Genomic DNA, 14,497 nt, shown 5'->3' with positions numbered 1-14,497 from the left:
CGCAGCAGCGCCGCATCACGCGGCGTTGCCCTGGGCAAGCCCAACTCGGGTTTGTTGCAGGTAGTTTTCCAGGGCCAGGCGTTCTGCTGCATGAGTGAACAGGCCCAATTTGGTGCGGCGCCACAGGATGTCGTCGGCGGTCGTCGCCCACTCAGCCTCGCAAAGGTAGTCGACTTCGCGAGCGAATAGCCCACCGCCAATGGCCTGGCCGAGGTCATCCGGGCCAGTCACGCCGTCGAGCAGTTGCCAGACACGGTTGCCATAGGTGTTCGCCCAGCGTTTGGCGATATCCACCGGCAGCCAGCCATGGCGGGCCAACAGTTGCTCCAGCAGCGCTTGTGCGGTGGTCATGTGTTCGCCACCCGGCAGGGGCGCGGTGGCCGTCCAGCTGCCGCGCATCTGGCTGAAGAAGGGCTTGAGCTCGGCCATCGCCGATTCGGCCAGCTTGCGGTAGGTAGTCAGTTTGCCGCCGAATACTGACAGCAGCGGGGCCTGACCGACCTCTGCCGACAGCGCCAGCGTGTAGTCGCGGGTGACGGCCGACGGGTTGTCCGACTCGTCGTTGCACAGCGGACGTACCCCGGAATAGGTGTTGAGGATGTCGGCCTGGCTCAGCTGATGGTTGAAATGGGCGTTGACCACGTTGAGCAGGTACTGGGTTTCCTGGTCGGTAATGGCGACTTTCGCCGGGTCGCCGCTGTACTCCCGGTCGGTGGTGCCGATCAGGGTAAAGCGCTCCAGGTAAGGTATGCAGAAGACAATGCGCTGGTCTTCGTTCTGCAGGATATAGGCGTGTTCGCCTTCATACAGGCGCGGCACGATCAGGTGGCTGCCCTGGATCAGGCGAATGCCATAGGGCGCATCGAGCTTGAGGTCGTCCTTGATGAAACTGGCCACCCAAGGGCCGGCAGCATTGACCAGGGCGCGTGCCCGAATGCGCTGTTGCTTGCCGTCGGCATGCAGCAGGTCTACCTGCCACAGGCCATCTACACGCTCGGCGCGCAGGCAGCGGGTGCGGGTCAGAATGTGAGCGCCGTGTTCACGGGCAGCCATGGCATTGAGCACCACCAGGCGGGCATCGTCGACTGCACAGTCGGCGTACTCGAAACCGCGGGTGATCTGCGGTTTGAGCGGGTAGCCCGGGCCAAAGCGCAGGCTGCGCGAGGCGCCCAGGCGCTTGCGCTTGCCCAGGTGGTCATACAGGAACAGGCCAGCGCGGATCATCCAGGCCGGGCGCAGGTGCGGGCGGTGTGGCAGCACGAAACGCATGGGCTTGACGATGTGTGGCGCCTTGGCCAGCAGCACTTCACGTTCAGCCAGCGCTTCGCGTACCAGGCGAAACTCGTAGTGCTCAAGGTAGCGCAGGCCGCCGTGGATCAGTTTGCTGCTGGCCGATGAGGTGTGCTGGGCCAGGTCGTCCCTTTCGCACAGGAACACCTTGAGGCCCCGGCCAGCGGCATCGGCGGCAATGCCGACACCATTGATGCCACCGCCGATTACGGCAATGTCGTAGCAGTCGGCGAGTGCTGGCTGGGACGAAACGGGCTGGGACACGGGCAAGGCCTCCTGAAACTGTTCATATCGAATATGAACATTAATGTTCGTTTCCGAAAATACTAGCGCAACAGGAGGGCGCTTGCCAGTCAGTTTTCATAGAAAAAACTGATCACATGGCAAGTAAATGAACATTAACGAAAATGCGCTTGAACCCTTCGCGCACCGAGCCGCCCGCAGATCGCGCAGCGCTCGATCTGAGGGCGTTACAGCCCGACGGCCGGTGGGGCGTTTACACCACTTCGATGCGGATCTTGTACTGGTTGAGCAGTTGAGTCAGGGCGGGGGCGGGGGCCTGGTCGGTCACCAGGCAATCCACCAGGCTGATCGAACCCAGGCGCACCATGGCGTTGCGCCCGAACTTGCTGGAGTCGGCGGCGAGGATGACCTGGCGGGCATTGGTGATGATGGCCTGGGATACCCGCACTTCCTGGTAGTCGAAGTCGAGCAGGCTGCCGTCCTCGTCAATGCCACTGATCCCTACCAGGGCGAAATCGACCTTGAACTGGTTGATGAAATCGACGCTGGCCTGGCCGACCACGCCGCCATCGCGGCGCACCGTGCCGCCTGCCACCAGCACCTCGAAATCATCCTTGGCCGCGAGAATGGCGGCCACATGCAGGTTGTTGGTGATGACTTTCAGGTGGTTGTGATTGAGCAGGGCCCGGGCGATGGATTCGGTGGTGGTACCTATGTTGATGAACACCGAGGCATGGTCGGGTATTTGCCTGGCCACGGCCTCGGCGATGCGTTGCTTCTCGTCGCGCATCTGGTCGGCACGCATGGCGTAGGCGGTATTTTCGACGCTCGAATCGTAAGCGGCACCCCCGTGGTAGCGGCGCAGCAGGTTGAGTTCGGCTAACTGGTTGATGTCACGGCGGATGGTTTGTGGCGTCACGACGAACAGCTGCGCCATTTCCTCGATACTGACATAACCGCGCTCTCGCACCAGTTCTAGGATTTGTTGTTGGCGTGGGGGCAGATTCATGGGCGGTCCTTTGGGGCTGCCGGACAAATTCTGCAATGATGCCGTAGGACGGAGACTACGGCCAGTGGGCTATGACGCATCGGCCCGGGCTGCGAACCGCGATCCGCGATCCCATGGCGGGACCGCGGCATCGCTGAGGGTGCCTCAGGCGTCGTGATCTTCCCAATCGCGGGTGCGATCGACGGCCTTCTTCCAGCCGGCATACAGCTTTTCTTTCTGCGCTTCATCCAGTTGCGGGCTGAACTCGCGTTCGATGATGGCCTTGTCGCGCAACTCGTCCAGGCCGCACCAGAAGCCACAGGCCAGGCCCGCCAGGTATGCTGCGCCGAGGGCTGTGGTTTCACGCATCTTCGGGCGTTCCACGCAGGTGCCGAGGATGTCTGCCTGGAACTGCATGAGGAAGTTGTTGGCCACTGCGCCACCGTCTACGCGCAGTTCGGACAGGCGCTGGCCGCAGTCCTGTTGCATGGCGTCGAGCACGTCGCGGGTCTGGTAGGCGATCGACTCGAGGGCTGCACGAATGATGTGGTCCACCTTCACGCCGCGGGTCAGGCCAAACAGCGCGCCACGGGCATAGGGATCCCAGTACGGTGCACCCAGGCCGGTAAACGCCGGCACCAGGTACACGCCATTGCTGTCCTTGACCTTGCTGGCGAAGTACTCGGTATCCAGTGCGTCGTTGACGATCTTCAGCTCGTCACGCAGCCACTGCACGGTGGAGCCGCCATTGAACACGGCGCCTTCCAATGCATAGGCCACTTCGCCCCGTGGGCCGCAGGCAATGGTGGTGAGCAGGCCATGGGAAGACTTCACGGCCTGGCTGCCGGTGTTCATCAGCAGGAAGCAGCCGGTGCCGTAGGTGTTCTTGGCCTGGCCCGGTGCCACACACATCTGGCCGAACAGGGCCGACTGCTGGTCACCGGCGATACCGGCGATGGCGATGCCGCTCTTGGTGTGGCCGTACACTTCCGACGACGGCCGCACCTTAGGCAGCATCTGCCGCGGGATGCCCAGGATCTCCAGCAGTTTGTCGTCCCACTGCAGGCTGTGGATGTTGAACATCAGCGTGCGCGAGGCATTGGTGTAGTCGGTGACATGGACCTTGCCACCGGAAAATTTCCAGATCAGCCAGGTATCGATGGTGCCGAACAGCAATTCGCCACGTTCGGCCCGTTCACGGGCGCCTTCAACGTTGTCGAGGATCCATTTCAGCTTGGTGCCGGAAAAGTACGGGTCGGTGACCAGGCCCGTGGCTTCGCGAATGTAGTCTTCATGGCCATCGCGCTTGAGCTGGGCGCAGATCTCGGTGCTGCGGCGGCACTGCCAGACGATGGCGTTGTATACCGGGCGCCCGGTCTCCTTGTCCCATACAACAGTGGTCTCGCGCTGGTTGGTGATGCCCAGCGCGGCAACCTGCGCATGGCTGATGCCCGCTTGGGCCAAGGCTTCGACCATGGTCGCGCTTTGGGTGGCGAAGATCTCCATCGGGTCGTGTTCGACCCAGCCCGCCTGCGGGTAGTGCTGGGCGAACTCGCGCTGGGAGGTACCCACCACGTTGGCGTCACGATCGAAAATGATCGCTCGCGAACTGGTGGTGCCCTGGTCCAGGGCGATGATGTAGTTCTTGTCCTGGGTGTCTGTCATGGTCGTAGGCCTTGCAAGAATAGGGGGTCAGGGCTGTGTGTGATGCCGCGATCAACTGGCTTGAGTATCGCCCTGGCGGTTGTCATTTGTCTCAGGGTGCTCGGCAGTTGCAACAGGCAGGTTGCGGGCGATCAGGCCGCGATAGGCCGCGGCGCCCACGCAGGCGCCAACGATCGGCGCGAAGATCGGCACCAGGAAGTAAGGAACGCTGCGCCCACCGGTAAAGGCAATTTCGCCCCAGCCCGCCAGGAATGTCATGAGCTTTGGACCGAAATCACGTGCCGGGTTCATCGCGAACCCGGTCAGCGGGCCCATGGCGCTGCCAATCACGGCGATCAGCAGGCCGATCAGCAGCGGCGCCACGGCGCCGCGCGGCAGGCCATTGTTGTCGTCGGTCAGGGCCATGATCACAGCCATCAGGATAGCGGTGATCACCACTTCGACCAGGAAGGCCTGGCCGGTGGAGAGCGAGGGGTGCGGGTAAGTGGAGAACACCGACGCCAGCTCCAGGCTGGCTTCGCTTCCGCGTAGCATGGCGTGCGCCTGTTCGAAATCGAAGAACAGGTTGCTGTACAGGGTGTAGACCAGTGCTGCACCACAGAATGCGCCGCACACCTGGGCCAGCATGTAGAAGGGCAGCTTGCGCTTGTCGAAACCGGCGAACAGGGTGAGGGCGATGCTCACGGCCGGGTTCAGGTGCGCGCCGGAAATGCCGGCGGTGAGGTAGATGGCCATGCTTACCCCGACACCCCAGATGATACTGATTTCCCACAGGCCGAAGCTGGCGCCCGCGACTTTGAGGGCGGCAACGCAGCCGGTGCCGAAGAATATCAGCAAGCCCGTGCCGAGAAATTCGGCCAGGCATTGGCTGGACAGTGTGGGCTGGCGTAGAGCAGTCGTCATGTATGACCTCGTTGTTTTTGTTGTGAGGCGCTTGGCGCTCGACAGCAAAGCTCGGTGTCCATCCCCATTGACACCGAGCAGGGAAGTGCACCTTTAACGTGCACCACGTATTCAGAAACGAAAAAATATAGACAAGAAACGCTGATGTCAAAGGTCGAAAGTGAACGACCAGTCACGAAATGGCCGCTAAAATCGGTTTCGGATGCCCGTGCCAGAGCTGCGCGATTGCGGTGCGCTGGCTGCCATGTGGGAATTGTCCTAAAGTAGCCGCCGAGCCGTCCCAGACCGGAGCCCCAGCATGACCCCCGCCCTAGACCTGTTGAAGAAGCATCGTGCCGAGCATCGCGTGCACAGTTACGAACACGACCCCAAGTCGGCGTCGTATGGGCTGGAGGCGGCAGAGAAGCTTGGGCTGGACCCGCAGCAGGTATTCAAGACGTTGCTGGCGAGCAGCGAGAAAGGCGAGTTGCTGGTGGCGGTGGTGCCAGTGGGAGGCACCCTGGACCTCAAGGCCCTGGCCCATGCTGCCGGGGTGAAGAAGTGCGAGATGGCCGACCCGGCGGCGGCGCAGCGCGCTACGGGCTACCTGGTGGGTGGAATCAGCCCGCTGGGGCAAAAGAAACGCTTGCGCACCTTCATCGATGATTCGGCGCAGAACTTTGCAACCATCCATGTCAGTGCCGGACGGCGAGGGCTCGAGGTGGAGTTGGCGGCCGCAGTGCTGGCCGAGCATACCCAGGGCAAATTTGCCGGCATTGGCAGAGGCTGAGAAGCTGGGGCTGCCGTGCAGCCCCAGCACCCTGTATCAGGTCGCCGAGCTGTAGCGACGAACCCCATTCTCAAGGGGCGACAACTGCGCCGCAACGCTACCGGGTGCCGGGAACAGCACCAGGTGGTCGGCCTTTACCGCAATGCCGACATCGTCACCTACCTGCTGATCGTCATGGCTGGGGAATATCGCTTCCAGCTGGCTGCCGGTCGGCAACTGCAGGCGGTACAGGGTCGAGGCGCCGAGGAAGCTCTTGCCGACTATTCTGGCCTGCAGGGGGCTGCCTGGTGCATGCACGATATCGTCCGGGCGTAGCAGCACATCCACCGAGCTGCCCGCGGCCATGATGTAGGCGCGGTTACCCCGCAACTCGCCCAGTTCGGTGCTGACCGCTTCGTGGCTGACCATCTGGCCACGAATGAAATAGCCCTGGCCGATGAAGCTGGCAACGAACGGTGTCTGTGGCTCGTGGTACAGATTGTAGGGTGTGTCCCACTGTTCCAGGCGGCCCTCCTTGAACACCCCGACCTGGTCGCTGACGGCAAACGCTTCCTCCTGGTCATGGGTCACCAGAACGGCACTGGTGCCGCGGCTTTTGAGAATGTCACGCACCTCATGGCTCAGCCGCCGGCGCAGTTCCACGTCGAGGTTGGAGAACGGCTCGTCGAGCAGTAGCAGCTGTGGCTCGGGGGCCAGTGCACGGGCCAGCGCTACCCGCTGCTGCTGGCCGCCAGACAGCTCATGCGGGTAACGCCCGCCCAGGCCAGCCAGCTTGACCAGCTCGAGCATTTCTTCGATGACTGCCGCCTGGCGGGGGTGCTTGGCAATGCCGAAGGCTATGTTCTGCGCCACGGTCAGGTGCGGGAACAGCGCGTAGTCCTGGAATACCATGCCGATGCGGCGCTTTTCCGGCGCCAGGGTGAAACCGGCTCGGGAAATTACCTCGCCCGCCAGCTGGACCTCGCCGTCGTGCACCGGCTCGAAGCCGGCGATGGCGCGCAGGGTGGTGGTTTTGCCGCAACCCGATGAACCCAGCAGGCAACCGATGTCGCCTGCGTTCAGGTGCAGGTTGAGGTTCTGGACGATGCGCTGGTCGCCGTAGCCGCAGGCGAGGTTGCGCAGGTTGAGCAGTAAGGGTTGACTCATGCGTGGTGGTAAGCCGGTTCGACAAGGAATTCGAGGAGGGCCTTCTGTGCATGCAGGCGATTTTCAGCCTGGTCCCAGGCGACGGACCGCGGGTCGTCGAGCAGGTCATGGCTGATTTCCTCGCCACGGTGGGCAGGCAGGCAGTGCATGAACAGGGCGTCGGGTGCCGCCAGGTCGAGCAGTTCGCGGGTGACCTGGTAAGGCGCAAAGTGCGCCAGGCGCCGTGCAGTTTCCTCCTCCTGGCCCATGGAAGTCCAGACGTCCGTGGTCACCAGGTGGGCACCGCTTACGGCTTGCTTGGGGTCGCGCACGATTTGCACGTGGTCACCGCCAATGGCCATGAAGCGTGGGTCAGGCTCGTAACCTTCCGGGCAAGCGATACGCAACTGGAAGTCAAACTGCCTGGCGGCCTCGATGTAGGAGTTGCACATGTTGAAGCCGTCGCCGATCCAGGCCACGGTCTTGCCTTGAATGGTGCCGCGGTGTTCGAGGAAGGTTTGCATGTCGGCCAGCAACTGGCACGGGTGCGACTCGTCGGACAGCGCGTTGATCACCGGCACGCGCGAGTTGGCGGCGAATTCGGTGAGGGTGCTGTGGGCATGGGTGCGGATCATGACCACGTCGAGCATGCTCGACAACACGATGGCGCTGTCGCCAATCGGCTCGCCACGGCCCAGCTGGGTATCGCGCGGCGACAGGAAAATGGCCTGACCGCCGAGTTGGATCATGCCAGCTTCGAACGACACACGGGTACGGGTCGAGGACTTCTCGAAAATCATGCCCAGCACGCGGTTTTTCAGCGGCTCGAACAGCACGCCTCGTTTGCGCAGGTCCTTCAGCTCGATGCCGCGGCGGATCACCCCGAGCAATTCGTCGGTGGTGAAGTCCAGCAGGGAGAGAAAGTGCCTAGCGCTCATGATTGACTACCTTATCTGCAACAGTATGCAGGTCGACCGTATGGTTTTTTTGACAACGGGAGTGACCTGCGGCGTAAGCCGCACGGGGGCGGACGAAAAAGGGAAAGGCGCAATACTATAAGTAAATGTCGCCTAAAGCCAAGAGGGGAAACAGCAGCCCGCCTGCAAAGAAGTTGCAAGGCGTGTCTCTACCCATTGGGCTGTGCTGTTTTTTATTTGCTACAGCAGGTTGTACACGGCTTGCTGGCAATTTGGCAAATGGCTGTCGCAAATCGTGCCACTGATGTCGGTGGATTCACGCGGCGAAGCGCGCTGGCCGGGGTAGGGTGCGGGGCGCATAGTTTCAGCTCGTTCACTACCCAACAACAAGGCAGAGGCGGCCATGACCAAGACCCTGCATCACCGTGCGTGTCACCTGTGCGAAGCGATCTGCGGGCTCAACATCGAAATCAGCCATGACGACGCGGGGCGGGCGCAGATCAGCTCGATCAAGGGCGACCCCCACGACCCGTTCAGCCGCGGCCATGTCTGCCCCAAGGCGGTAGCGTTGCAGGATATTCAGAATGACCCGGACCGTTTGCGCCAGCCCCATAAACGGGTAGGGGAGCACTGGCAGGCGATTGAGTGGGATGAAGCGTTTACCCTGGCCGCCGACAGGCTGTGGGCGATCCAGCAGGCCCATGGGCGCAATGCCGTGGCCGTGTACCAGGGCAATCCCAGCGTGCACAACTACGGGTTGATGACCCACAGCAACTATTTCCTCGGCCTGCTGAAAACCCGCAACCGTTTCTCTGCCACATCGGTGGACCAGTTGCCGCAGCACCTGGTCAGCCACCTGATGTACGGGCATGGCTTGCTATTGCCGATCCCGGATATCGACCATACCGATTTCATGTTGATTCTCGGCGGCAACCCGCTGGCCTCCAACGGCAGCATCATGACTGTGCCCGACGTGGAGAAGCGGCTCAAGGCCCTGCGCGCGCGCGGTGGGCGCCTGGTGGTGGTGGACCCGCGGCGCAGCGAAACGGCGGCCATGGCCGACCGCCATCTGTTCATTCGCCCCGGGGGCGATGCGGCGCTGTTGTGCGGCGTGCTCGGCACGCTGTTCGACGAGGGCCTGACGCGGCGCTCGCACGTGCCGGTCAATGGTCTGCAGCAGGTTCGTGCGGCACTGGCGCCTCTCAGCGCCGAGGCCATGAGCGCGCTGTGTGGCATCGAGGCGGCCGAGATCCGGCAGTTGGCACGGGATTTCGCCGCCGCCGACAAGGCGGTGTGCTATGGGCGCATGGGCGTGTCGACGCAAACCTTCGGCACCCTGTGCCATTGGCTGGTGCAACTGATCAACCTGGTGACCGGCAACCTCGACCGTGCCGGTGGGGCGTTGTGTACGGAGCCGGCCGTGGACCTGGTCGCAACCACCTCGGGTGGGCATTTCAATGCCTGGCAAAGCCGGGTATCGGGGTTGCCCGAATACGGCGGTGAGCTGCCGGTGGCGGCCCTCGCCGAAGAAATGCTGACGCCCGGCGAGGGGCAGGTGCATGCCCTGGTGACGGTGGCCGGCAACCCTGTGCTGTCCACGCCCAACGGCCGCCAGCTGGACGCTGCGCTGGAGGGGTTGCAGTTCATGCTCAGCATCGACCTCTACATCAACGAGACCACACGCCATGCCGACTTGATCCTGCCCTCGACCTCGGCGTTGGAAAATGATCACTACGACAGCACATTCAACCTGTTGGCCGTGCGCAACATCACGCGCTTCAACCGGGCGATCCTGGCCAAGCCGCAGGGCGCCTTGCATGACTGGGAAATCTTCGTCGGGCTGGCGCAGGCCTATGCCAGGCGTGCCGGGCTGGAGATCAAGCCAACCGTGGCGCCCGCACAGATGATCGACCTGGCCCTGCGCAAAGGCCGCTACGGCGAGGCAACCGCCTGGCAGCTTTCCCTGGCCAAGCTCGATGAGCACCCGCATGGCCTGGACCTTGGCCCGTTGCGCGCCAACCTCGAGGCGCGCCTGGCCACTGCCAGCAAGGCGATCGAAGCGGCGCCCCAGGTGCTGCTGGACGATTTGCAGCGGCTGGCCCGGCAAGCACCGCCAGCGCCGAACGAATTGTTGTTGATCGGGCGCCGCCACGTGCGCAGCAACAACTCATGGATGCACAACTTTCATCGGCTGGTCAAAGGCAAGCCCCGGCACCAGTTGTTGATGCACCCCCACGATCTGCAGCAGCGGCAACTGCAGGATGGCCAGCGGGTGCGGATTCGCTCGCGCACCGGTGCCCTGGAAGTCGAGGTACTGGCTTGCGAGGACATGATGCCCGGTGTGGTCAGCTTGCCCCATGGGTTCGGTCATGGCCGACAGGGCGTACACCTGCAGGTCGCCCAGGCGCAGCCTGGCGTGAGTGCCAATGACCTTACCGACGAGCGCTTGCGTGACCCGGTGTCGGGCAATGCGGCGCTCAATGGCGTACCCGTGCAGGTCGAGGCCGCTTGAGCGATGGCAAGGCCGAGCATGCTGCTCGGCTTTCCGTTACAATGCCTCACCGTGCCGACGATTGCGTCGGAAAGTTCAGCTGAGGTGCTAGATGGATATCATCGATACGATCAAAGAGCAGATTGCCAACAACACCATTCTGCTTTACATGAAAGGTTCGCCGAATGCCCCGCAGTGCGGGTTCTCGGCCAAGGCATCGCAGGCTGTGATGGGGTGTGGCGAGAAGTTCGCCTACGTCGACATCCTGCAGAACCCGGAAATCCGCGCCAACCTGCCAAAGTACGCCAACTGGCCGACTTTCCCGCAGCTGTGGGTGGCCGGTGAGCTGGTCGGCGGTAGCGACATCATGCTGGAAATGTTCGAAAAGGGTGAGCTGCAGGCCCTGATCAAGGACGCCGCCGCCAAGGCCAAAGCTGCCGAAGCCTGATTTCGGCAAGCATGAAAAAACCCGCTGATCGCGGGTTTTTTTATGCAGCGGGTAATTACTCTTCGCCCATCTGCGATTGCAGGTAGTTTTCGATACCGATCTTGTCGATCAGCCCCAGCTGGGTTTCCAGCCAGTCGATATGTTCTTCCTCGGACTCGAGGATATCTTCCAGCATGTCACGCGAGCCGAAGTCACCCGCGGTTTCGCAGTGGGCGATGGCGGCTTTGAGATCGGCCAGGCCCTTGTGTTCGAGCTTAAGGTCGCACTCGAGCATTTCCTTGGTGTGCTCGCCGATCAACAGCTTGCCCAGGTCCTGAACGTTAGGGATGCCTTCGAGGAAGAGAATACGCTTGATCAACTTGTCAGCGTGCTTCATCTCGTCGATCGATTCCTTGTACTCGTGCTTGCCGAGTTTGTTCAGGCCCCAATCTTCGTACATGCGTGCGTGCAGGAAATACTGGTTGATCGCGACCAGCTCGTTTCCGAGGATCTTGTTGAGATGCTGGATGACGCTTACGTCGCCTTTCATTTGGGTTCCTGCCCTGTAGAAGTGTGCCAATAGCAGGAAGTTTGAGCCCGATGCGCAAGTGTGTCAAACCTAAGTGATTGAATAATAAATGAAAATTAGTAGGAATAAGAATGTTTGTGAACCGCGTTGGTGGCCTAACTTATTGATATGTAGGCATAAAAAAACCGGACACTAGGTCCGGTTCTTGGAAATTCTGGTTTCAGGCGGTGGTGAATTCTACCGGGTAGGGCAGCGCGGCCTGGCTGACCTGCAGCTCGGTCAGGGTCTCGCGAACTACTTGCTTGGCCAGGCAGGCACATTTGCCACACTGGCTGGCGACATTGGTCGCGGCTCGCACATCCTTGTAACTGCAGCATCCTTCATAGATCGCGTCGCGGATCTGTCCGTCAGTAACGCCGACACAAAGACACACATACATAAGGGCTGACCATCGCTGGTTGAGTCGATGGGTTGGAGCTTAATGTTAATGAGAATGCTTGTCAAAGCACTTTCTGCAAGGCCTGTGCTTGAGCGACCGGCGGTTGCCTGCTCGTTGGATTCGGCCTGTCATCAGAAGCCGTGTATGATGGTCGCCTTTGTTGGATGTCGGGCAGGCCCGTCTGGCCCGGCAAACGGTTCTACACCCTCATCAGGAGATTACAATGAGCGTACTCGTTGGTAAGAAAGCCCCCGATTTCACCGTACCGGCCGTGCTGGGCAATGGCGAGATCGTCGACAGCTTCAACCTGGCTTCGGCCATCAAGGGCAAGTACGGCCTGGTGTTCTTCTACCCGCTGGACTTCACCTTCGTCTGCCCGTCCGAGCTGATCGCCCTGGACCACCGCATCCCTGATTTCCAGGCGCGCAACGTGGAAGTGATCGGCGTGTCCATCGACTCGCACTTCACTCACAACGCCTGGCGCAACACCCCGGTCAACAACGGCGGCATCGGCCAGGTGAAGTACACCCTGGCTGCCGACATGACCCACGAAATCTGCAAAGCCTACGACGTTGAGTCCGAAGGTGGCGTGGCCTTCCGTGGTGCCTTCCTGATCGACACCAACGGTGTTGTTCGTTCGCAGATCGTCAACGACCTGCCACTGGGCCGTAACATGGACGAACTGCTGCGCCTGGTCGACGCCCTGCAATTCCACGAAGAGCACGGCGAAGTCTGCCCGGCCAACTGGAAAAAAGGCGACAAAGGCATGAATGCTTCGCCAGAAGGCGTAGCCGCCTACCTGAGCGAGAACGCCGGCAAGCTGTAATTGCGGCGCGCATGAAAAACCGGCCCTGGTGGCCGGTTTTTTTGTGCCTGGGTGGTGGCTGCGGGCTTGTGTTGCGAAAGGGCCGCCAGGCGGCCCCCAGGTCAATCGTTGAAGTCGCGCCAGCCGCCCAGGTCCTTCCAGCGGTTGACGATGCCGCAGAACAGCTCCGCCGTTTTCTCGGTGTCGTACCGCGCCGAGTGCGCTTCACGCCCATCGAAGTCGATGTCGGCGCTTTGGCAAGCCCGCGCCAGTACGGTCTGGCCATAGGCCAGGCCGGCCAGGGTGGCCGTGTCGAAGCTGGAAAACGGGTGGAACGGGTTACGCTTCACGTCATTGCGCGCCACGGCCGCGTTGAGGAAGCCGAGGTCGAAGCTGCTGTTATGGCCGACCAGAATCGCCCGCTTGCAGCCATTGGCCTTCAGGGCCTTGCGCACACCGCGGAAAATATCGGTCAGCGCGGTTTCCTCGCTGACAGCCATGCGCAGCGGGTGGTCGAGCTTGATGCCGGTGAACTCCAGCGCGGCCGCCTCGATGTTCGCGCCTTCGAACGGCTCCACCCGGTGAAAGTACGTGTGCTCGGGGAACAGGAAGCCTTTCTCGTCCATGCCGATGGTCACTGCAGCAATTTCCAGCAAGGCATCGGTGGCGCTGTTGAAGCCGCCCGTTTCCACGTCCACTACAACCGGCAGGTAACCGCGGAAGCGCTCGGCCATTGGATGGCGCGACCCGCTGTTGCCTTGGCTTTCCAGGTCGTCTTCGTAGAGGTCTTCGCTCACGCGTTTTCCTCCAGCAGGCGCCAGCGCAATTTCTCGCCAGCGCGCAGCGGCACCACGGTTTGCTCGCCGAATGGCAGGCTCTGCGGGGCGGTCCATTCTTCGCGGACCAGGGTGATGGTGTCGGTATTCGCCGGCAGGCCATAGAAAGCTGGGCCGTGCAGGCTGGCGAAACCTTCCAGCTTGTCCAGCGCGTTGCGTTGCTCGAACGCTTCGGCGTACAGCTCGATAGCCGCGTAGGCGGTGTAGCAGCCGGCGCAGCCGCAAGCCGCTTCCTTGGCGTGACGGGCGTGCGGGGCCGAGTCGGTACCGAGGAAGAACTTCGGGTTGCCGCTGATGGCTGCATCCAGCAGGGCCACCTGGTGGGTGTTGCGCTTGAGGATCGGCAGGCAGTAGAAGTGCGGGCGAATGCCACCGACCAGCATGTGGTTGCGGTTGTACAGCAGGTGTTGCGCGGTGATGGTCGCGCCAACATTGGCCGGTGCTTCGGTGACGAACTGCGCGGCATCGCTGGTGGTAATGTGTTCGAACACCACTTTCAAGGCCGGGAAGCGCTCGACCAGGCGGCGCATGTGCTCGTCGATGAAGCGCTTCTCGCGGTCGAACACGTCGATTTCGCTGCGGGTCACTTCGCCGTGCACCAGCAGCGGCATGCCGACCTCCGCCAATGCCTCGATGGCCGGGAAGATATTGTCGATGCTGGTCACGCCCGAGTCGGAATTGGTGGTGGCGCCCGCCGGGTACAGCTTGGCGGCATACACGATACCGCTGGCCTTGGCGGCACGCACATCTTCGGGGCTGGTACGGTCGGTGAGGTACAGGACCATCAGCGGCTCGAAGCGGCTGCCTGCCGGGCGGGCAGCGAGGATGCGTTCACGGTAGGCACCGGCCTCGGCGGCGTTGCGCACCGGCGGAACCAGGTTGGGCATGATGATGGCGCGGGCGAAAGTACGCGCCACATCGCCAACGGTGTGGGGCAGGACGGCACCATCACGCAGATGGATGTGCCAGTCGTCGGGGCGCAGGAGGGTCAGGCGATCGGACATTGGGGATTCCAGGCGGGTCGAACTCAAGCCCCAATGCTACCGGAAAACCCTGGGCCGAGCACGGCT

14 protein-coding genes are annotated in these 14,497 nt (G+C 62.1%); 4 read left to right on the top strand and 10 right to left on the bottom strand.

All coding sequences use genetic code 11. The features are described from left to right. Positions 1-15 precede the first annotated feature (15 nt). From glpD to G1E_RS00840, 4 genes are all read right to left on the bottom strand, one after another. On the bottom strand, positions 16-1,554 hold the full coding sequence (glpD, locus tag G1E_RS00855) for a glycerol-3-phosphate dehydrogenase (RefSeq protein ID WP_009684547.1): 1,539 nt from the start codon (positions 1,552-1,554) through the stop codon (positions 16-18). Between the two features lie 232 nt (positions 1,555-1,786). Then, complete coding sequence (glpR, locus tag G1E_RS00850; protein ID WP_009684548.1) at positions 1,787-2,542, bottom strand: DNA-binding transcriptional repressor GlpR; 756 nt, start codon at positions 2,540-2,542, stop codon at positions 1,787-1,789. Between the two features lie 144 nt (positions 2,543-2,686). Next, a complete protein-coding gene (gene glpK, locus G1E_RS00845; protein WP_009684549.1) occupies positions 2,687-4,186 on the bottom strand; it encodes a glycerol kinase GlpK in 1,500 nt (499 codons plus the stop codon). A 51-nt stretch (positions 4,187-4,237) separates the two neighbouring features. Further along, a complete protein-coding gene (locus G1E_RS00840; RefSeq protein ID WP_009684550.1) occupies positions 4,238-5,089 on the bottom strand; it encodes an MIP/aquaporin family protein in 852 nt (283 codons plus the stop codon). A 298-nt stretch (positions 5,090-5,387) separates the two neighbouring features. Here G1E_RS00840 and ybaK point away from each other — a divergent pair, with 298 nt between their 5' ends. Next, positions 5,388-5,858: a Cys-tRNA(Pro) deacylase gene (gene ybaK / locus G1E_RS00835; protein ID WP_009684551.1), complete on the top strand. Its 471-nt coding sequence runs from the start codon at positions 5,388-5,390 to the stop codon at positions 5,856-5,858. A 36-nt stretch (positions 5,859-5,894) separates the two neighbouring features. On the opposite strand, the gene G1E_RS00830 is transcribed toward ybaK, so the two are convergent. Both G1E_RS00830 and argF read right to left on the bottom strand, forming a co-directional pair. After that, entirely contained in the window at positions 5,895-7,004 is a 1,110-nt protein-coding gene (locus G1E_RS00830) for an ABC transporter ATP-binding protein (protein ID WP_009684552.1), read from the bottom strand. Beyond that, positions 7,001-7,921, bottom strand: a complete 921-nt coding sequence (gene argF / locus G1E_RS00825) for an ornithine carbamoyltransferase (RefSeq protein ID WP_009684553.1) — start codon at positions 7,919-7,921, stop codon at positions 7,001-7,003. The genes G1E_RS00830 and argF overlap by 4 nt, the downstream gene beginning before the upstream one ends. Positions 7,922-8,303: 382 nt before the next feature. Between argF and G1E_RS00820 the strand changes: the two genes are divergently transcribed. Both G1E_RS00820 and grxD read left to right on the top strand, forming a co-directional pair. Beyond that, positions 8,304-10,412: a molybdopterin oxidoreductase family protein gene (locus G1E_RS00820; RefSeq protein ID WP_009684556.1), complete on the top strand. Its 2,109-nt coding sequence runs from the start codon at positions 8,304-8,306 to the stop codon at positions 10,410-10,412. A gap of 91 nt (positions 10,413-10,503) precedes the next feature. Further along, positions 10,504-10,839, top strand: coding sequence for a Grx4 family monothiol glutaredoxin (gene grxD / locus G1E_RS00815; protein ID WP_009684557.1), 336 nt, complete (start codon positions 10,504-10,506; stop codon positions 10,837-10,839). A 55-nt stretch (positions 10,840-10,894) separates the two neighbouring features. Here the strand turns inward: grxD and bfr are convergent, their stop codons facing one another. Together bfr and G1E_RS00805 are read right to left on the bottom strand one after the other, a co-directional pair. After that, positions 10,895-11,368, bottom strand: a complete 474-nt coding sequence (bfr, locus tag G1E_RS00810; RefSeq protein WP_009684558.1) for a bacterioferritin — start codon at positions 11,366-11,368, stop codon at positions 10,895-10,897. A 199-nt stretch (positions 11,369-11,567) separates the two neighbouring features. Continuing rightward, positions 11,568-11,786, bottom strand: a complete 219-nt coding sequence (locus G1E_RS00805; protein ID WP_009684559.1) for a bacterioferritin-associated ferredoxin — start codon at positions 11,784-11,786, stop codon at positions 11,568-11,570. A 223-nt stretch (positions 11,787-12,009) separates the two neighbouring features. Here G1E_RS00805 and G1E_RS00800 point away from each other — a divergent pair, with 223 nt between their 5' ends. Next, positions 12,010-12,612, top strand: coding sequence for a peroxiredoxin (locus G1E_RS00800; protein WP_009684560.1), 603 nt, complete (start codon positions 12,010-12,012; stop codon positions 12,610-12,612). Positions 12,613-12,713: 101 nt separating this feature from the next. On the opposite strand, the gene rnt is transcribed toward G1E_RS00800, so the two are convergent. Together rnt and pyrC are read right to left on the bottom strand one after the other, a co-directional pair. Further along, positions 12,714-13,325, bottom strand: a complete 612-nt coding sequence (gene rnt / locus G1E_RS00795; protein ID WP_232108621.1) for a ribonuclease T — start codon at positions 13,323-13,325, stop codon at positions 12,714-12,716. 59 nt (positions 13,326-13,384) lie between these two features. Then, positions 13,385-14,431 carry a dihydroorotase gene (gene pyrC / locus G1E_RS00790; RefSeq protein ID WP_009684562.1) on the bottom strand — a complete coding sequence of 349 codons (1,047 nt, stop codon included), beginning with the start codon at positions 14,429-14,431 and terminating at the stop codon, positions 13,385-13,387. Positions 14,432-14,497 lie beyond the last annotated feature (66 nt).

The organism is Pseudomonas sp. TJI-51 (assembly GCF_000190455.2).
GTDB lineage: Bacteria > Pseudomonadota > Gammaproteobacteria > Pseudomonadales > Pseudomonadaceae > Aquipseudomonas > Aquipseudomonas juntendi.
The sequence above is the reverse complement of the archived record's forward strand: the minus strand, read 5'-3'. Positions and strand labels throughout refer to the sequence as shown.